At 72.6% G+C, this 19,533-nt stretch carries 13 protein-coding genes; 7 read left to right on the top strand and 6 right to left on the bottom strand.

All coding sequences use genetic code 11. From position 1 onward, the window contains the following. The first annotated feature begins 225 nt into the window (after positions 1-225). Positions 226-1,623, top strand: coding sequence for an amino acid permease (locus tag AAC944_RS30770; RefSeq protein ID WP_438272840.1), 1,398 nt, complete (start codon positions 226-228; stop codon positions 1,621-1,623). Between the two features lie 92 nt (positions 1,624-1,715). Here the strand turns inward: AAC944_RS30770 and sph are convergent, their stop codons facing one another. Further along, positions 1,716-2,711: a sphingomyelin phosphodiesterase gene (gene sph / locus AAC944_RS30775; RefSeq protein ID WP_030620705.1), complete on the bottom strand. Its 996-nt coding sequence runs from the start codon at positions 2,709-2,711 to the stop codon at positions 1,716-1,718. Positions 2,712-2,803: 92 nt separating this feature from the next. Then, entirely contained in the window at positions 2,804-4,330 is a 1,527-nt protein-coding gene (locus AAC944_RS30780) for a M1 family metallopeptidase (protein WP_030620708.1), read from the bottom strand. Between the two features lie 131 nt (positions 4,331-4,461). Here AAC944_RS30780 and AAC944_RS30785 point away from each other — a divergent pair, with 131 nt between their 5' ends. From AAC944_RS30785 to AAC944_RS30795, 3 genes are all read left to right on the top strand, one after another. Further along, on the top strand, positions 4,462-6,555 hold the full coding sequence (locus AAC944_RS30785) for a Xaa-Pro dipeptidyl-peptidase (protein ID WP_078888814.1): 2,094 nt from the start codon (positions 4,462-4,464) through the stop codon (positions 6,553-6,555). A gap of 80 nt (positions 6,556-6,635) precedes the next feature. Beyond that, on the top strand, positions 6,636-7,949 hold the full coding sequence (locus tag AAC944_RS30790) for a M14 family metallopeptidase (RefSeq protein ID WP_037772885.1): 1,314 nt from the start codon (positions 6,636-6,638) through the stop codon (positions 7,947-7,949). A gap of 102 nt (positions 7,950-8,051) precedes the next feature. Then, positions 8,052-9,764 (top strand): BCCT family transporter, encoded by a 1,713-nt coding sequence (locus tag AAC944_RS30795; protein WP_030620716.1) that lies wholly within the window; start codon positions 8,052-8,054, stop codon positions 9,762-9,764. Positions 9,765-9,861: 97 nt separating this feature from the next. On the opposite strand, the gene AAC944_RS30800 is transcribed toward AAC944_RS30795, so the two are convergent. Then, entirely contained in the window at positions 9,862-10,812 is a 951-nt protein-coding gene (locus tag AAC944_RS30800) for an FAD-dependent oxidoreductase (protein WP_030620719.1), read from the bottom strand. Between the two features lie 188 nt (positions 10,813-11,000). On the opposite strand from AAC944_RS30800, the gene AAC944_RS30805 reads away from it, so the two are divergent. Continuing rightward, positions 11,001-13,103 carry an FUSC family protein gene (locus AAC944_RS30805; protein ID WP_030620723.1) on the top strand — a complete coding sequence of 701 codons (2,103 nt, stop codon included), beginning with the start codon at positions 11,001-11,003 and terminating at the stop codon, positions 13,101-13,103. A gap of 227 nt (positions 13,104-13,330) precedes the next feature. Here AAC944_RS30805 and AAC944_RS30810 read toward each other — a convergent pair whose 3' ends face one another. Continuing rightward, complete coding sequence (locus AAC944_RS30810; RefSeq protein WP_030620726.1) at positions 13,331-14,050, bottom strand: SDR family NAD(P)-dependent oxidoreductase; 720 nt, start codon at positions 14,048-14,050, stop codon at positions 13,331-13,333. Between the two features lie 67 nt (positions 14,051-14,117). Between AAC944_RS30810 and AAC944_RS30815 the strand changes: the two genes are divergently transcribed. Continuing rightward, on the top strand, positions 14,118-14,699 hold the full coding sequence (locus AAC944_RS30815; protein WP_030620729.1) for a MarR family winged helix-turn-helix transcriptional regulator: 582 nt from the start codon (positions 14,118-14,120) through the stop codon (positions 14,697-14,699). A gap of 200 nt (positions 14,700-14,899) precedes the next feature. On the opposite strand, the gene AAC944_RS30820 is transcribed toward AAC944_RS30815, so the two are convergent. Both AAC944_RS30820 and AAC944_RS30825 read right to left on the bottom strand, forming a co-directional pair. Then, complete coding sequence (locus AAC944_RS30820; protein ID WP_037772915.1) at positions 14,900-17,302, bottom strand: Tex family protein; 2,403 nt, start codon at positions 17,300-17,302, stop codon at positions 14,900-14,902. Positions 17,303-17,518: 216 nt separating this feature from the next. Beyond that, entirely contained in the window at positions 17,519-18,403 is an 885-nt protein-coding gene (locus AAC944_RS30825; RefSeq protein WP_030620733.1) for an SCO6745 family protein, read from the bottom strand. A gap of 141 nt (positions 18,404-18,544) precedes the next feature. On the opposite strand from AAC944_RS30825, the gene AAC944_RS30830 reads away from it, so the two are divergent. Further along, the gene (locus AAC944_RS30830) at positions 18,545-19,528 is read left to right on the top strand and encodes a GlxA family transcriptional regulator (RefSeq protein WP_030620736.1); all 984 of its coding nucleotides are present in this window, start codon (positions 18,545-18,547) and stop codon (positions 19,526-19,528) included. Positions 19,529-19,533: the final 5 nt, after the last annotated feature.

Genomic DNA, 19,533 nt, shown 5'->3' on the forward strand with positions numbered 1-19,533 from the left:
ACGGATGGCCGTCCTTCGGGGAAGGTGTGCCGTCGGCCCGGCTCGCGCGATCCGCAGCAGCCGACCGTGGCTCCATCGCCCTCCCGAAAGCGAGATGACCCACCCGTGAGCACGCATACCGTCCAGGAAGACGCCTACCGGCCGCCGGACGGGGGGAACGGCACCGCCCCGCACGACGCGGGCGACGCCGGATACAACAAGGGCCTGAAGGCCCGGCACATCAACATGATCGCCATCGGCGGCGCGATCGGCACCGGCCTGTTCCTCGGTGCCGGCGGCCGGCTGGCGGCCGCGGGCCCCGCGCTCGCCATCGCCTACGCCGTCTGCGGTCTCTTCGCGTTCTTCGTCGTGCGCGCGCTGGGCGAGATGGTGCTGCACCGCCCCTCCTCCGGCTCCTTCGTCTCCTACGCCCGTGAGTTCCTGGGCGAGAAGGGCGCCTACGTGGCGGGCTGGATGTACGTCGTGAACTGGTCGACCACCGGTATCGCCGACATCACCGCCATCGCGCTCTACACGCACTACTGGAGCCTCTTCACCGACGTGCCGCAGTGGGTGATGGCGCTGATCGCGCTCGCGGTCGTGCTCGCCGTGAACCTGATCTCGGTGAAGATCTTCGGCGAGCTGGAGTTCTGGTTCGCGATCATCAAGGTCGCCGCCCTGGTGGTCTTCATGCTGATCGGCATCTTCCTGCTGGCCACCCAGCACCCGGTGAGCGGCCACACTCCCGGTTTCGACCTGATCAGCGACAACGGCGGCCTCTTCCCGACCGGCCTGCTGCCCGTCGTGGTCGTCCTCCAGGGCGTCGTCTTCGCGTACTCCGCCGTCGAGATGGTCGGCGTCACCGCGGGCGAGACCAGCGAGCCGCACAAGGTCGTCCCGAAGGCCGTCAACTCGATCATGTGGCGGGTGGGCATCTTCTACGTCGGCTCGGTCGTGCTGCTGACGCTGCTGATGCCGTGGGACAAGTACACCGGCGGCGAGAGCCCCTTCGTCACCGTGCTCTCCAACGTCGGCGTGCCGGCCGCGGGCGACGTGATGAACCTCGTCGTGCTCACCGCCGCCATGTCCAGCCTGAACTCCGGCCTGTACTCCACGGGCCGCATCCTGCGCTCGATGGCGGCGGCCGGCTCCGCGCCGAAGTTCACCGGCCGGATGAACCGCCACCAGGTGCCGTACGGCGGCATCCTGCTCACCTCGGCGGTGTGCGTGCTGGGCGTCGTGCTGAACTACGTCGTGCCGGGCAAGGCCTTCGAGATCGTGATCAACATCGCGGCGCTCGGGGTCATCAGCACCTGGTGCGTGATCATGATCTGCCACATGGTGTTCGTCCGCCGGACCAAGGAGGGCGTCCTGCAGCGCCCCACGTTCCGGCTCCCGGGCACTCCGGTCACCGACATCGTCACCATCGCGTTCCTGCTCGGCGTCATCGTCCTGATGTGGTTCGACGGCGGCGTCGGCCGGGACACGGTCATGCTGGCCCCGGTGATCGCCGTAGCCCTGATCGCCGGCTGGTTCGTCGTCCGTGGCCGCGTCAACCGCATCGCCGCGGAACGCGCTTCGGGCGGTGGCCTGGAGGGCCCGTCCGCGCCTGAGGCGCCGAAGGTGCCGGGCCCGCGCCGCTGACCCGCGGCACCGGCGAGGACACCTGCTCGCAGAACCGGCGCGGGCGGCCTGGAGAGGCCGCCCGCGCCGGTTCGTCGTCGGCGGAGCCTGGCTCAGCCCGTCGTCACCGGGTAGTGGTCGGAGAGGTTCGTGTACGTGTAGGTCCTGCCGCCACTGGTGACGGTCCAGGGCGCGGACTGCTCCTTGACGACCTCGTTGCGCCAGTCGGCCGGGCGGGCATGGCCGGTGCGGTGCAGGACGTGGTCCAGGTCCTCACGGGGATCGGTGGGGTAGCGGTCCCTGGCGACGGAGTTCTCCTGGGTGTCGAAGGAGTACGGGTGCCCGGTGCGGGCATCGGCGGCCACGAGGCCGGCGTCGTCCAGCATCGTCGCGTACTCCGCGCTCCGTGAGTCGACATTGAGGTCGCCCGCCACCATGACCTGCTCGCCCGCCGGGATGTGCCGGGCGTCGAGGAAGGCGTCCAGCTCCTTGAGCTGCTTCGCGCGCGTCGCGGCGGCCTCGCCCGCGCCGCAGCCGGGGTCCGTGGACTGCGTGTGGGTGCCGACGACATGCACCTTCGTGCCGTTCACGTTCAGTACGGCGTAGACGAAGCCCTTGTTGGACCAGTAGTCCGAGCCGCAGGCGTCCTTGTAGACGTACTGCTCCTTGCGGAGCACCGGCCACTTGCTGAGGACGGTGACGCCCCCGTCCTCCGGGGTGAGCGAGGAGTACGCGCCGCCGGTGGCATCCCAGCCGTCCTTGCCGCGGCCCAGCACCGGGGTCTGGTACGGGTAGGCCGCCGCGGCGTTCGCCTTGAGGGCTTCGGAGGAGGAGTTGTCGAACGCCTCCTGGAGGACGACGACGTCCTTGCCCTGGAAGAAGTCCGCGGCCGGTATCTCCTTGGCGCGGTGGTCCTGGCCCCAATTGGGGTACAGCGTCTTGCTGAACAGGAAGGCGTTGTACGTGAGGACCTTGAGGGCGGGGGCGTCCGCTGTCGGGGCCGGTGCGGCCGCCGCGGTGGCGGCCATGAGGAGCGGCGACGACGCGACGGCGAGCGCGGTGGCCACGACGGCGGCGGCCCGTGCGCGTCGCTGCTTGGAGTGCGGCACTGAATCTCCCTGTGGGGGTGTGGGGTTGATCCGGCGCCGCACATCCAATCAGGCGCGATTACCTTCTGGTAACCGCCGGCCGACGGGAAGATCTACTCCGGCCGGTGCCCGTCCTGCGTGTGGACGTCTCCGTGTGCGTGGACGTCGTTCGTCGCCGCGATGGACTTCCAGGACTTCGGCTGCTTCGCCGCGGTCTTCGCGGCCGCTACGGACGCGCCCTTCGCCGCCGGTGCCGACGGCTTGGCGGCCTGGTACAGCCAGGTGTCGAAGAAGCCGGCGAGCGGCTTGCCGGACTTCTCCTCGGCGAACTTCACGAAGTCGGCGACCGAGGCGTTGCCGTACTTGTTCGCCGTCGGCCAGGACTTGAGGATCGAGAAGAAGGTCTTGTCGCCGAGCTTGTTGCGCAGCGCCTGGAGGGCCAGCGCGCCCCGGTCGTAGACCGCTATGTCGAACTGGTTCTCCGGGCCCGGGTCGCCCGGCTTCACCGTCCAGAAGGCGTCGTCGGCCGGGTGCCGGTCGTAGACGTAGTCCGCCAGCTCCTGCGCGGTGCCCTCGCCCTCCTTCTCCGACCACAGCCACTGGCTGTAGCGCGCGAAGCCCTCGTTGACCCAGATGTCCTTCCAGTCCTTCAGGGACACGCTGTCGCCGTACCACTGGTGGGCCAGCTCGTGCACGACGACGGAGACGTTGGTGCCCGCGTCGAACGCCTTCTTGCCGTAGAACGGGCGGGTCTGGGTCTCCAGCGCGTAGCCCGCCGGGACGTTCGGCACGTACCCGCCGAGCGCGTTGAAGGGGTACGGGCCGAAGACGGTCTCCAGCCACTCCGCGACCTCGGTGGTGCGCTCGATGCTGGCCTTCGCGGCGCCCTCGTTGCTGCCGAGGTCCTTGCTGACGGCGTTGATGACCGGCAGGCCGTTCGCCGTGGTGTCCTTGGTGATGTCGAACTTGCCGACCGCGAGCGTCGTCAGGTACGTCGCCTGCGGCTTGTCCGAGCGCCAGTTGTAGCGCGTCCAGCCGAGCTTGGAGGACTGCGAGAGCAGGACGCCGTTGCTGAGTGCCTGGGTGCCGTCCGGCACGGCCACCGAGATGTCGTACGTGGCCTTGTCGGTGGGGTGGTCGTTGCTCGGGTACCACCACACCGCCGCGTCCGGCTCCTGCGCGACCACGCCGCCGTCGGGGGTGCGGGCCCACGCCGTGAAGCCGTCGATCTTCAGCTCGGAGGGCTTGCCCGCGTACCGCACGACGACGCTGACGTCCTTGCCCTTGGGCAGCGGCGCGGCCGGCGTCACCTCCAGCTCGTGCTTGCCGGAGGCCTTGAAGGCCGCCTTCTTGCCGTTGACGCGTACCTCGCTGACCTTCAGGCCGAAGTCGAGGTTGAAGCGGGAGAGGTCCTGGGTGGTCTTCGCGAGCAGCGTCGCGGTGCCCTCCAGCAGGTCCGTCTTCGGCTGGTACTTCAGGCGCAGGTCGTAGTGCGAGACGTCGTACCCGCCGTTGCCGCTCTCGGGGTAGTAGGAGTCGCCCGCACCGGGCGCGCCGGGGGAGTAGTCGGCAGCCGATGCCGGGATCGCCAGCAGCAGGCTGAGCGCGGCCGCGCCCGGCACGAGGAGTCTGTGACGCACGAGTCCTCCAACTCGTCGGTGAGGCCGGAAGGTTCCGGCCTTCGTGGGGGGTGGTGCCGCCCCTGGTCGGGGTCGCCTCCGACCCTATGTACTGGCGCGTCTCACGTCAGGTGCATGGCCATATCTGACACATGACCGACATCAGGCCGTCATGGTCACTTCCGTCCCCGCCACACCCTTACGCGTCCCCAGGACCCCGCGCTACGGTCCGGCGGGTGACCATACGCACGCGGCTGGGCCGCATACCGTGGCAAGCGTTCGTCGTGGCGGCCACCGCCGCTCTCCTGGCCGTGCTGCTGCCGCCCGGAGGCACCGCGCAGGCCGCCCCCGAAGGGCCGCGGGCCGCCGCACCCGGAGGGCCGCGGGCCGCAGTCCCCGGGGAGAGCAGACCCGTCTACTCCTACGACCGCGCCATCCGCGAATCGGTGTGGGTGGACACGAAGCTGGACGGCGACTCGGACGGCAGGACCGACCGGGTCGCCGTCGACATCGTCCGGCCGCGCGGACCGGCCGAGCAGGGCCGCCGGATACCCGTGATCATGGACGCGAGCCCGTACTACTCCTGCTGCGGCCGCGGCAACGAGAGCCAGAAGAAGACCTACGACGCCGACGGCCGCCCCGTGCAGTTCCCGCTCTTCTACGACAACTACTTCGTGCCGCGCGGTTACGCGACGGTCCTGGTCGACCTGGCCGGCACCAACCGCTCCGACGGCTGCGTGGACGTCGGCGGCCGTTCCGACGTGCAGTCCGCCAAGGCCGTCGTGGACTGGCTGGCCGGCCGTGCCCGCGCCTACGACGCCCCCACGGGCGGGAAACGGGTCATCGCGGGCTGGTCCAACGGCAGGACCGGCATGATCGGCAAGAGCTACGACGGCACCGTGGCCAACGGCGTGGCCGCCACCGGCGTGCCGAACCTCAGGACCATCGTGCCCATCGGCGCCATCTCCTCCTGGTACGACTACTACTTCTCCCAGGGCGCCCCGCTCTACGACTCCGGCCCCGAGTGGCTGTCCGACCACGTCGAGAGCCCCGCGGCCCGTACGCGGTGCGCCGCCGTACAGAAGGAGCTCGTCGACGGCGCCCCCCGAAGCGGCGACCGGACCGGCCTGTGGGACGCGCGCGACTACGTGAAGGACGCGCACAAGGTGAAGGCGAGTGTCTTCGTGGTGCACGGCATGCAGGACCTCAATGTCCGCACCAAGCACTTCGGGCAGTGGTGGGACGCGCTCGCGAAGCACGGCGTCGAGCGAAAGATCTGGCTCTCGCAGACCGGCCACGTCGACCCCTTCGACTTCCGGCGGGCCGACTGGGTGCCGACGCTGCACCGGTGGTTCGACCACTACCTGTTGGGCTACGAGAACGGCATCGACCGCGCTCCGATGGCCGACGTCGAACGCGCCCCGGGGAAGTGGTCGACGGACCGCGTCTGGCCCGCGGCCGGCACGGCCGTCCGTACGACCCTGCGGCCCGGCAAGGGCGAGCAGCCCGGTGTCGGGGTGCTCGGGACCAGGCCGGCGCCGTCCGGTGCCACCGAGACCTTCACCGACGACCCGAAGCTGAGCGAGACCGACTGGGCGGCGCACGCCGACGAACCGACCGCGGCCAAGGTCGCGTTCAGTACCGCGCCGCTGGCCGCACCGCTGCGCCTCTCCGGCGCTGGACAGGTCACCGTGACCGCCACGCCCTCCACCGGCACGGCCCACCTCTCGGCCGTCCTGGCCGACCTCGGGCCCGCCGCCATCCGCGACTACACGGGCCCGGGCGAAGGCATCGTGACACTGGACCGGCGCACCTGCTGGGGCGCGAGCCGGGACGGTGACAGCGCCTGCTACAAGGAGACCGCGGCCGACACCGCGAAGGTGCAGCAGACCGTCCTCAGCCGCGGCTGGGCCGACCTCGGTACGTACGCCGATCCCGACAAGGGCCGCCGGCTGACACCCGGGAAGCCGTACACGATCACCCTGGACCTGGCCGCTACCGACCACGTCGTACCCGCCGGGCACCGGCTCGCGCTGATCGTCGGGGGCACCGACGCCGGGCTCATCGACCCGCCGTCCACGAGGCCGACCCTCACTCTCGACCTGTCCCGCACCAAGGCCGAGCTGCCCCTCACGGGTGCCGCGCACGCCCTCTCCGGGGAGCCGCGCGCACCGCGCACCGGGGCGGGGCCGCTCGACGGCCTGGAGGCGCCGCGCCCGGGCCGTCCCGTGCCGGCCGCCCGCTGACCCTCGGGGCGGGCCGCACCGCACAGGGACGGCCCGCCCCGGAGAACCGTGTCCGAACCGCTCAAGGGAGACACCGCTTCGTGAGGTACAGATTCCGCACCGTGCTGCTCGGCGCCGTCACCACGGCGCTCACCGCGACCTTCCTCGCCGGCCCGGCCCCGGCCGTCGCCGCCGCCCAGGAAGGGCCGCGTACCGGCTTCGAGGAGAGCGACGGCGCCCGCTGGACCACCCAGGCCGAGGAACAGGACCTCCTCGCCCGCGCCGACCGGGAGAGCGCGCGCCTGCGCGTCGACCGCATCGGCTCGACGAAGCAGGGCCGGCCGCTCCAGCTCGTCCGCATCGGCGCCGCACAGCCCCCCTCCGCCGACCGTGTACGGCACGGCAACTCCGTCCTGCTGATCTGCTCCCAGCACGGCAACGAGCCCTCGGGCCGCGAGGCGTGCCTGTCCACCGTCCGTGACCTCGCCTACGCCACCGACGACGCGACCCGCCGCTTCCTGGCCCGTACCAGCGTCCTGGTGATCCCTACCGCCAACCCCGACGGCCGCGCCGCGAACACCCGCGGCAACTCCGACGGCGTGGACATCAACCGCGACCACCTCGCCCTGAAGACGGCCGAGGCCCGCACCATGGCCCGCGTGATCCGCGACTACCGTCCGGACACCGTGTACGACCTGCACGAGTACGGTGCCACCCCGCCGTACTACGACAAGGATCTGCTGTCCCTGTGGCCGCGCAACCTCAATACCGCGCACGCGGTGCACGAAGAGGCCGGCACGCTGTCCGAGCGGTACGTACGCCCCACCGTCGAGGACAGCGGCTTCAGCACCGGCATCTACGGCATCTGGACCGACCCGGAGACCGGGGAGCCGGTCAAGCAGGTGGCGGGGGACGGCCAGGCGCGCATCCTGCGCAACACGTCGGGGGTGAAGAACTCCGTCGGCCTGCTCGTCGAGACCCGTACCACGCCGCTCACCCAGGCCGAGAAGGACGACCCCGCCGTCAACAACCGGCGCCGGGTGGAGTCCCAGCTCGCCGGGCTGAAGGGCGCCTTCGCCTTCCTCGGGGAGCGCCGTGGCCGGATCGAGACGGCCACCACCACGGCGCGGCTGGCGGGCTACGCCGACCGCGGACCTGTGTACCTCGGCGGTGCCGACAACGACCCGGCAACCGACGAGGAGGTCATCCAGGACCCGCCGTGCGGCTACCGGCTGGACGGCGAGGCGTACGCGGAAGCCGGGGACGAGCTGGCGCTTCACGGGGTGCGGGTGGAACGCGACGGTGCGGGTGCTTTCGTCCGGCTGCGGCAGCCCCTGAGGGCGCTGGTGCCCCTGCTGCTGGACGGGCGGTCCGCAGATCACCTTACGGTCGCGAAGCCCTCATCCAGGTGTTGAAGCGTGGTAAGGGGTAATGGCTAGGGGAAATCCAGCCCATCGAAAGGTCACCACGTGACGGACAGAGAGAACGAACCGGAGGGCGGGAGCGGGGCGACGCCCCTGATCGACCTGCCCACGGAGTCGCAACGTGCCCGCCCCGCCCGGACCGACCGTGTGGTCTTCGGCGTCACGGCACTGCTCACCCTGGCCTTCATCGTCTGGGGTGCCACCTCCACCAAGTCACTCGAGAACGCATCGAGCACGATGCTCGACTGGCTCATCAAGAACGGCGGATGGGCCTTCGTCCTGGCCGCGTCCGGCTTTGTGATCTTCGCGATCTGGCTGGCCATCAGCAAGTACGGGCGCATCACCCTCGGAAGGGAGGGCGAACAGCCCGAGTTCCGCACGGTCTCCTGGATCGCGATGATGTTCAGCGCCGGCATGGGCATCGGCCTGATGTTCTACGGCGTGAGCGAGCCGCTGGGGCACTTCACGACCCATCCGCCGGGCACCCACCCCCGGGACGCCGCGCAGGCCATGGACACGGCGATGGCCACCACGCTGTTCCACTGGACGCTGCACCCGTGGGCGATCTACGCGGTGGTCGGTCTCGGCATCGCCTACAGCACCTTCCGGCGGGGCCGCAGACAGACCATAAGTGCCGTGTTCACCCCGCTGATCGGGAAGCGGCGGGCCAACGGCGCGGGCGGCCGGGTCATCGACATCCTCGCGATCTTCGCGACGCTCTTCGGCTCGGCCGCCTCGCTGGGTCTGGGGGCGCTGCAGATCGGCAGCGGCATCAAGGTGCTCGGCTGGAAGGAGAGCGTCAGCACGACCCTGCTGGTCGTCATCATCACCGTGCTGACGATCGCCTTCATCCTCTCCGCGGTCTCCGGCATCGCCAAGGGCATCCAGTGGCTGTCCAACATCAACATGGTGCTGGCGCTGATCCTGGCCGTCTTCGTGTTCGTCGCGGGGCCGACCATCCTCATCCTGAACATGGTGCCCACCGGTGTGGCCACGTTCTTCGACGAACTGCCGCAGATGGCCGGCCGTACGGGCGCCAGCAGCGGTGAGGGCGTCGACGCCTGGCTGCGCAGCTGGACGGTCTTCTACTGGGCGTGGTGGATCTCCTGGACGCCCTTCGTGGGCATGTTCATCGCGCGCATCAGCCGGGGCCGGACGATCCGTCAGTTCGTCGGCGGCGTCATCCTGGTGCCCAGCGTCGTGAGCCTCATCTGGTTCGCGATCTTCGGGCAGTCCGCGATGTTCCTGAAGGAGCACAAGAAGCTGTCGGACGCCTCCTCCGTGGAGGGCCAGCTCTTCGACGTGCTGCACCAGTACCCGGTCGCCACGCTCATGAGCGTGCTTGTCATGATCCTGGTCGGCATCTTCTTCGTGTCCGGCGCGGACGCCGCGTCCATCGTCATGGGCACCCTGTCGCAGAAGGGCACGATGGAGCCGACCCGGCCCGTCGTGATCTTCTGGGGCACGGTCACCGGCGCGGTGGCCGCGATCATGCTGCTCATCGGCGGCGGCAGCGGCGACGCGCTCACGGGTCTGCAGAACCTCACGATCCTGGTGGCCGCACCGTTCACACTAGTCATGATCATGATGTGCTGGGCGTTGCTGAAGGACCTGCGGAGCGACCCGCTCATCGTCCGCGGGCAGATCGGCGAGGAGGTCATCGAGGCCGCGGTCGTGGCCGGACACGAGAAGTACGAGGGCGACTTCGAGATCCGGATCGGACCGGCCAACGGCGGTTCGGGACAGGAGGCGACGGTCGTCACGGACAAGGACGGACCCGGGCCGGCGGGCACGGGGAAGGACTGAACCGCGCGGACGCGCCGGCGGTGCCCGTGCCACCGCCGTCCGCGTCACCGGAGCGGAGGGCCGCCACGGCCCTCCGCTCCGGCGCGTCCGGGGAGGCTCAGGCCGCCGCGTCCAGCAGCCGCACCACCTCGTCCGCGCAGCCCCACGCCACGGTGACGCCCGCGCCGCCGTGCCCGTAGTTGTGCACGAGCAGACCGCCACCGGGCAGCCGCTCGGCCTCCAGGCGCACCGCGGGCCGGGCCGGACGCAGCCCCACCCGGTGCGCGAGGATCCGCGCCTCGGCCAGCGCGGGGTGGATGCGGGCACAGCGCGCCACGATCGCGTCGGCGACCGCCGGATCGGGCTCGGTGGACCACGCGCCCTCCACGGCGGTCCCGCCGAGCACCACACCGTACGGCTGCGGCAGCACGTACGTCGTGGTGTCCGCGTGGCCGTCGGCATCGACGAACCACTCCTCGACGCCGGGGTTCTCGACGACCACGAGCTGGCCCTGTACGGGGCGCACGGACGGGTCGGGCACCAGCTCCCGGGCGCCCAGGCCCGAGCAGTTCACCACCGCTCCGGCCTCCCGCGCGAGGGCCTCCAGGGAGCCGGCCGGACGCCGCTCCACCGTGCCCCCGGCCGCGGCCAGCCGCCGCTCCAGGTACGCGAGGTGCGCGTCCATCGCCACCAGAGGGGTACGGGCCCGCAGACCCTCGGATATGCCGGCGGGCAGCTCCTCGGGGCGCGCGGCGCGCAGCCCCGGTACGGCCGTCCGCCAGCGCTCCGGTACCGACGCCGCCGCCATCGTGCCCGTCGCCATCCGCACGCCCGTGCCGTCGGTCCCGGCGAGCTCGCTCAGCGCCTCGTAGCCGCGCACCGACCATGCGACAGCGGACTCCTCCGGGAGGATGCGGTACGGCCAGCACAGCCCGCCCGCCACCGAGGACGTCGTTCCCTCCGCCCGGTCCCGGCTGCGCACCCGTACCGTCCGGCCCGCCTCGGCGAGCCGGACGGCGCAGGTCAGCCCGGTGACCCCGGCCCCGATCACGATCACGTCGTTCGTCATACGAGGACCGTATCCGGAGCCCGTACGGCATTTTGTGATCTTGGGTTAACCCTCTGGCAGTGACCAGGACAAACCGGGACCTTAGGCTGGTAGCAGCACACCGTCGGCCGACGACGCCCCACGGACCGTCCGCACCCGTACGCGGCGAAACCTCGCCCCATTCGTACGCAGCCGACTCGAGGAGGCCCATGCCCCGCGCCGTACCCGTCTGGCTCGCCCACCCCTTCCGCTGGCAGCGGCTGCCCGTCCCCTGGGCCGCGGTGGTCAGAGGGGCGCTGTGCGCCGGACCGCTGCTGGGCGCCGGCGTCGCCACCGGCCACCCGGCCGCAGGGGTGCTCGCGGGTCTGGGCTCGATGCTCGCCGGCGTCAACGACCGGCCGGGCACCCGGCGCAAGGGCATCCTGCACATCGGGCTGCCCGCGCTGGCCGTGGCCCTGGGCATGCTCGTCGGCGCCTCGCTGTCGGGCGTCGGCTGGTGGCTGGTGCTCGCCCTCTTCGGCATCGGTTTCGTCTCCGGCGCCGGCAGCGTCGCCGGGCCCGTACGCTCCACCGCCGGCATGCAGATGCTCGCCGCCGCGATCCTCGGTGCGGGCATGCCGCTGCCCCAGCTGGAGCCGTGGACCAAGGCCCTGCTGACGCTGGTCGGCGCCGGCTGGCTGCTCCTGCTGCGGCTGGTGCTGCGCTCGCCCCGGCCGCCGGGCGGCTCGCTCAGCGGCGAGCGCGCGGCCGTCGCCACCGTCTTCGACGCGCTGGCCGAGGCGCTGACCGCGGTCGGCACGCCGGGCGCCGAACCGGCCAGGCGCCGGCTGACCACGGCCCTGGACCGGGCCGACGAGGCCATGCGGCTGCGCCGGTTGCTGCGCCGCAGGCCCCGCACGGACGAACGCCGGCTCATCGAGCGCTTCGCCGCCGCCACCACGCTGTGCGAGGCCAGCGTCGCCCTGCTCTGGGAGGCGAAGCCGCTGCCCGCCCGGGTGACCGAGGGGCCGCGGGCCCTCGCCACCGCACTGCGGACCGGGCGGCCGCCCGGCCGGCTGCCGGCGCCCGAGAGCTCCACGCCCGCGCGCAGCGCCTTCGACCGGGCGCTGCTGGACGCGGCGGTGGTCTTCGCCCGTACCCAGCCGCCGGCCGGCGGGAGCCCTGCGGGAGCGGCGGACGAGCGGCTCCTCCGGGGGGTGCGCCCGGCCCTCGGGGGGCCCGGCGCGCCTGCGGAGGAGGACGCGGACACCGGCGAGCGCACGGCACCGGAGGAGAGCGGTGCCTGGGCCTCCTCCGGGTCGCGCGCGGCCTTCGACACCGGACGCTGGGCCTCCTTCGCGCGGGGCGTCGCGGGCGTGTTCGCGTGGCGCCGCGGTCCCGGCCGCCGCGTCTTCGGGCCGGCCGGGCGCGACTACGGGCTGCGGGTCGGCCTCTGCATCGCGGCCTGCACCGCCATGGCGCTCGCGCTGCGTGCCGAGCACTGGTACTGGCTGCCCGCCACCGCGACGTTCCTCGTCAAGCCCGACCTCGGACCGCTGTTCTCCCGTACGGTCAACCGGTTCGCCGGTACCGCCTGCGGCGTGCTGGTCTTCGCCGCCGCCGGGCTGGTGCTGCCCGGCGCGTGGTGGCCGGTGGTGATGGCCACGGCGGGCGGCGCGCTGCTGCCGTTCGCGACCCGGCACTTCGCCCTGCAGACCGTGGCCATCACGCTGATGGTCCTGTCGTTCGTCCACGTCAGCGGCGCGCCGGAGGCGGCGCCCGAGCGGATCGTCGACACCTCGATCGCCTGCCTCATCGTGCTCGTCGTCGGTCATCTGCCGCGGCTGGCCGATCCCCGCCGCCGGGTCGGGCCGCGCGTGGGCGCCGCGCTGCGCTGCACGGAGGAGTATCTGCGGCAGGTGCTCGCCACCGAGCCCGGTACGGACACGGGGGAGCGGCTGGCCCTCCGCCGGGCCGCGTACCGGGCGCTGGGCGAGGCGCGTACGGCCGCCGAGACCGCGGCGGCCGAGCTGCTGGCGCACCGCAGCGGCGCCCCCGACTGGCCGACCGTCGTCAAGGCCGCCGAGCGCATCGTGGACGCGACCACCGCGGCGGCCGTCCGGCTGGACCAGGGGGCGCAGCGGCCCAGCGAGGAGGACGCCCAGCGGCTGTGCGCGGTGCTGACGGACATGGCGGCGGCGCTGGACGCACCGCGCCGCCACCGCCCCCGCCCGCTGGCACCGCCCACCCTGGACTCCGCACCGGACTGCGCCACCCTCAGCGACGTGGCGTCCGAACTGGACCGCTTGCGGGGGTACGCGGGGGCGGTCTGAGGCGTACGGGGACGCGGCGCCCGAGGCCTACGAGGTGCGGCGCCGCTCGCTTCACCGGGGCGGCCCCGCTCGCCTCTTCGGGTATGCGCGTTCCTCACGCCCCTGGGGTGCCGCGCCCGTCGCCTCATCGAGGCGCCGCGCCCCGTGCCTCATCGGGCGCGGTGCCTGTCCCCGTATCGGGCGCGGTGCCCGTCTCCCCATCGGGTGGCGAGCGCGTTGCGTCGGCCTTATCGGGTGGTGAGCGCGCCGCCGTTGACGTGCAGTACCTGTCCCGTGATGTGCCGCGCCGCCGGGGAGGCGAGGAACGCCACCGCGCCCGCCACGTCGGCGGGGGAGCCGGGCCGGGCGACGGCGGTCTCCGTCACCAGCTGGGTACGCCGCTCGTCGGTGAGCCGGTCCCGGAAGAACTCGGTGCCGGCGATGTAGCCGGGCGCGACCACGTTGGCGGTGATCCCGCGCGCCCCCAGGGCGCCGGCCAGATCGATGTTCCACGTCGCCAGCCCGGCCTTGGCCGCGCCGTACGAACCACCTCCGCGGGCAGCGGCGATCGACCCGATGTGCACCACCGCGCCGCCCTCGGCGAGCCGTTCCTCCACGGCCTTCGTCGTCAGCGCGGCGCTGACCAGGTTGGCGTCGAGGTTGGCGCGGAAGTCCCGGGCGTACGACGCCAGGTCCGACGACGCGTCGGTGTCGAAGTCGGTGTTTCCGCCCGCGTTGTTGACCAGCACGTCGATGCTGTCGGGCAGCTCGGTGAGCAACCGGGTGAGCGCGTCGGGATCGGTGTGGTCGCAGACCACGGCCCGCGCGCCGGTACGGTCCGCCGCCTCCTTGAGCGGACCGGGGCGGCGGCCGGTGACGACGACCGTCTCCCCCTGCTCGGCGAAGTGCTGCGCGATCGCGCAGCCGATGCCCGTGCTGCCGCCCGTGACCAGGACGTTGCGTGTCATAAGCTGAACTCCTCACAGTCATTCAGAGCTAAATTTAGAGCTAAACGTAGCAGGAGGAAGGGGCGCCGTGGCAAGGGAGAACGAGACGCCGACCGAGGACGGCCGGCAGGAGGGCAGGGTTCCGTCCGACCCCGTACGCGACATCGCCGCCGCTTGGGAGCGCGAGCGCCCGGGTACGCCCGTGTCCTCCATCGGCATCGTCACGAGCATCTGGCAGCTGGCCAAGCTCTTCGGCGACGACCGCCGCCGCACCCTCGCCGCCGCCGGGGTGGACACCGCCACCCTGGACCTGCTCAGCGTGCTGCGGCGGAGCGGCCCGCCCTACACCCTCAGCACCCGCGAGATCGGCCGCCGCAGCATGATCACGGCCGGCGCCGTCTCACAGCGGGTGGCCCGTGCCGAACGGGAGAACCTGGTGTCCCGCGGGCCCGCGCAGGGGCGTCCGCGCACCGTCGAGGTCACGCTGACCGCGACCGGACACGAGGTCGTCGAGGCGACCGTGGACCAGGTGCTCCACCGGGAGGCCGAGTTGCTCGACGGGCTGTCGCCGGAGCGGCAGGAACGGCTGACGGAGCTGCTCCGCGACCTCCTCCAGGACGTCCAGCACCGCCTCGGGGACGACCGGCTGACGCACGTCGGCGAGGACTGACGCCGGTCACCGCGCCTGCCCACGGGCGCGGCGCGGGCTGGACGCGCGGGCGCGACATACGGGGCGGGCGGTCGGAGCGTACGTATGCCCCGACCGCCCGCCGTCCACGGGTTCAGTGCCCGCCGTCCACGGGTTCAGCGCCCGCCGTCCACGGGTTCAGCGCCCGCCGTCCACGGGTTCAGCGCCCGCCGCCTACGGGTTCAGCGCCCGCCGCCGTCCTTGCCGAGCAGGCCCGCGCGGCGCAGGGCGTCGGCCATCGCGCCGTTCGCGGGGGCCGCGTCCCGGCCGCCACCGCGTCCGCCGCGGCCGTTGCCGCCGTCGCGCCGCCCCTGGTTGCCGCCCTGGCCGCCCTGACGCTGCCGCGGGGTGCCGCCGCGGTTGCCGCCGCCGCGCTCCTCGCGCCGCCCGCCACGGCCGCCCTGCCCGCTCTGGGCACCGGCGCTGTGGTCGTCGTCCAGCCGGAGCGTCAGCGAGATTCGCTTGCGCGGGATGTCGACGTCGAGCACCTTCACGCGCACGATGTCGCCCGGCTTCACCACGTCCCGCGGGTCCTTCACGAACGTCTTCGACATCGCCGAGACGTGGACGAGACCGTCCTGGTGGACGCCGATGTCCACGAACGCCCCGAAGGCGGCGACGTTCGTGACGACGCCCTCCAGGAGCATCCCGGCCCGCAGGTCGCCGATCTTCTCGACGCCCTCCTTGAAGGTGGCCGTCCTGAACTCGGGCCGCGGGTCGCGCCCCGGCTTCTCCAGCTCGCTCAGGATGTCCGTCACGGTCGGCAGGCCGAAGGAGTCGTCCACGAAGTCGGCCGGCTTCAGGGTGCGCAGCACGGCGGTGTTGCCGATCAGCGAGGGCACGTCGTTGCCCGCCGCAGTGACGATCCGTCGCACCACGGGGTAGGCCTCGGGGTGCACGCTGGAGGCGTCCAGCGGGTCGTCGCCGCCGCGGATACGGAGGAAGCCCGCGCACTGCTCGTACGCCTTCGGGCCCAGCCGCGCCACGTCCTTGAGCGCCTTGCGGGTACGGAACGGGCCGTTGGCGTCGCGGTGCGCCACGATGTTCTCGGCCAGGCCCGAGCCGATGCCGGAGACCCGGGAGAGCAGCGGCGCCGAGGCGGTGTTGACGTCCACGCCGACGCCGTTCACGCAGTCCTCGACGACCGCGTCGAGGGAGCGCGAGAGCTTCACCTCGGACAGGTCGTGCTGGTACTGGCCGACACCGATCGACTTGGGGTCGATCTTGACCAGTTCGGCCAGCGGGTCCTGGAGGCGGCGCGCGATCGAGACCGCGCCGCGCAGCGACACGTCCAGGTCGGGCAGCTCCTGGGAGGCGAAGGCGGAGGCGGAGTACACCGAGGCGCCCGCCTCGGAGACCATCACCTTCGTCAGCTTCAGCTCCGGCTGGGCCGCGATCAGGTCGGCGGCCAGCTTGTCCGTCTCGCGCGACGCCGTACCGTTGCCGATCGCGATGAGCTCCACGTTGTGCTCACGGGCGAGCTTCGCCAGAGTGGCCAGCGCGGCGTCCCACTTCTGCTGCGGCACGTGCGGGTAGATCGTGTCGGTCGCGGCCACCTTGCCGGTCGCGTCCACGACGGCGACCTTCACGCCCGTGCGGAAGCCGGGGTCCAGGCCCATCGTGGCGCGGGTGCCGGCCGGCGCCGCCAGCAGCAGGTCGCGGAGGTTGGCGGCGAAGACCCGTACCGCCTCGTCCTCGGCGGCCTGGCGCAGCCGCAGCCGCAGGTCGATGCCGAGGTGGACCAGGACGCGGGTGCGCCAGGCCCAGCGCACGGTGTCCAGCAGCCAGCCGTCGGCCGGGCGGCCGCGGTCGGCGATGCCGAAGCGCTGCGCGATGCTCTGCTCGTACGACGTGCGGCCCTCGGACGGCTCGGTCTCCGGTTCCAGCGAGAGGTCGAGGGTCTCCTCCTTCTCGCCGCGGAACAGGGCCAGGACGCGGTGCGAGGGCAGTTCCGTGAACGGCTCGGCGAAGTCGAAGTAGTCGGCGAACTTCGCACCCGCCTCCTCCTTGCCCTCGCGGACCTTCGAGGCCACCTGCCCGCGGGTCCACATCCGCTCGCGCAGCTCGCCGATGAGATCGGCGTCCTCACTGAACCGCTCCGTGAGGATGGCCCGCGCGCCTTCGAGGGCCGCGGCCGGATCGGCCACGCCCTTGTCCGCGTCCACGAACGCCGCGGCGGCCGCCTGCGGCTCCACGGACGGGTCGCTCAGGAGGCCGTCCGCGAGCGGCTCCAGACCGGCCTCACGGGCGATCTGGGCCTTCGTCCGCCGCTTGGGCTTGAACGGCAGGTAGATGTCCTCCAGACGCGCCTTGGACTCCGCGCTCCGGATCTGCGCCTCCAGCGCCGCGTCCAGCTTCCCCTGGGACCGTACGGACTCCAGGATCGCCGTCCGGCGCTCCTCCAGCTCCCGCAGGTAGCGCAGCCGCTCCTCCAACGCGCGCAGCTGCGCGTCGTCGAGCATCTCCGTCGCTTCCTTGCGGTACCGGGCGATGAACGGCACGGTCGAGCCGCCGTCGAGCAGTTCGACCGCGGCCTTCACCTGCCGCTCCTGCACGCCGAGCTCCCCGGCGATCCTGCTCTCGATGGACCCGAGGGCCCCGGCGGCCCCGGGGGCCTGGGTGGGTCCGGTGGACTCGGTGGTTGCCGTCACGATGCTCCCGACCTGCCTTCTCGCGCTGTGCTTGAGCCTGCATTGTGCAGGGTCGCGGTACGGCCTGTCGCGTGACCCGGGCAGGACCGCACAGGTGTGACAAGAGGCACGGCCTCCGGGGGCGGGCGGCTCGCCCCCGGAGGCGGCGGCTCAGCCCGCGCCGAACAGGTCGGCGGGGAACGCCCCGTTGCCGACAGCGGTGGTGGTGAACTCCGTGGCCAGCTCGGTCAGCCGGGCCACGCCCTCGGCACCGAGGTGCTCGTACGGGGCCGCGTCCAGCCGGTCGGTGGCGTCCTCCAGGTCGGCGCGGAGCTTCGTACCGGCCTCGGTCAGGCCGAAATCGGCGTCCAGAAGGCCGCGGTCGCGCAGCTCCTCGCGCGCCTTCTGCCACTCCTCGGCCGACCAGCCGCGGGTCGCCAGGATCCACTTGGTGCTCATGCCGCGGCCGCTGGCGGTGTGCGAGGCCAGCGCCTCCAGGGGGCCGAGGCCCGCGTCGGCGAGCGCGATGAGGTGGCCGTCGCCGCGGTGCTCACGCAGCAGCGTCGCGGCGTGCCAGTACGCCAGGTGCGGCGCCTCGGGGACCGGGAGATCGGCGTGGGCGGCGTAGAGCGGGCGCGCGTGCCGGGAGCAGGCCTCGGCGGCGCGCAGCGCGAGCCGGGCCGCCTCGGCCATCTTGCCGGACTCCACCAGCTCGTCGCCCAGCAGCCGGCGCAGCGTGCTGTCGGCCGCGCGCAGCCGCGCGTCGAGCACCTGCTCCGGCGTGACGACCGACCAGGCGTCCGGGATGTGCCGGGCGATCAGCTCGTACTTGAAGTTGTAGAACGTCGCGGCGATGACACCGGGGCCCACCGGGCCCATGGCGGCGGCCCTGCCGAGGAAGTAGGCGGCGCTGCGGTCCTCGATGCCGAGCTTCGCCATCTCGGCGGGGAAGTCGGGGGCGAAGTACACCGTGGAGTGCAGCGGGTTGACGACGTTGTGACAACGGCGTCCGGCGCGGTCGGGCAGTGCGGTGCTGTCCTGAGGGGTGGTGGTCATGGCAGCACGTTACCGACCCGTCGGTATGTCTGGTAGGCCGGGGACGGGAAGGCGGCCCGGAAGACCGCGACGGCACGCGGTGGCAGGAAAGGTGGGGAAAGCGTCATTGCCGCCGCTCCCCGTCCGGCCCACGATGGGGCCATGCCCCCGCACGACGTACTGGTCGTCCTCTTCGACGACGTCCAGAGCCTGGACGTCACCGGCCCGCTGGAGGTCTTCACGGGCGCGGCGTACCGCACGCCCGGCGCCTACCGGGTCCGTACCGCCACGCTCGACGGCGGCCCCGTCCGCAGCTCCAGCGGGCTGCGGATCACCCCGGACCTGGCGCTGCCCGACGTGGCGCCGCCGGACACCCTCCTCGTGCCCGGCGGGCAGGGCACCCGCGACCCCGACCCGCGGCTCGTCGACTGGCTGCGCACGCACGCGCCGCGGGCCCGCCGCAAGGTCTCGGTCTGCACCGGTGCGTTCCTGCTGGCCGCGGCCGGGCTGCTGGACGGCCGCCGCGCCACCACGCACTGGGCGATGTGCGACACGCTGGCGAGCCGCTTCCCCCGCGTCGACGTCGACCCCGAGCCGATCTTCATCCGGGCGGGCGACCTGGCGACCTCCGCCGGCGTCACCGCGGGCATCGACCTCGCGCTGGCGCTGGTGGAGGAGGACCTGGGCCGGGACGTCGCGCTGACCGTGGCCCGCCACCTCGTCGTCTACCTGCGCAGGCCCGGCAACCAGACGCAGTTCAGCGCCCAGCTCGCCGCGCAGACCGCGGAGCGCCCGCCGCTGCGCGAGCTGCAGCACTGGATCACCGAGCATCCGGCCGCCGACCTGTCCGTCGAGGCGCTCGCGGCCCGGTCCGGGCTCTCGCCGCGCCACTTCGCACGCGCTTTCCGCGACGAAGTCGGTATGACGCCAGGTCGTTATGTCGACAGGGTCCGGCTGGAGGCCGCCCGCCGGCTCCTGGAGGACACCACGAACGGCATCGAACGCATCGCCCGCCGCTGCGGTTACGGCACCCCCGAAAGCATGCGCCGGGCCTTCCTGCGCACCCTCGGCACCGGCCCGGCGGAGTACCGGCGCCGGTTCCGGCCGCACTGCCCGACGGCCCCTCAGCCGTCGGCGTCCCGCTGACGAAA

Origin of the sequence: Streptomyces sclerotialus, from assembly GCF_040907265.1 — a bacterium.
Lineage (GTDB): Bacteria > Actinomycetota > Actinomycetes > Streptomycetales > Streptomycetaceae > Streptomyces > Streptomyces sclerotialus.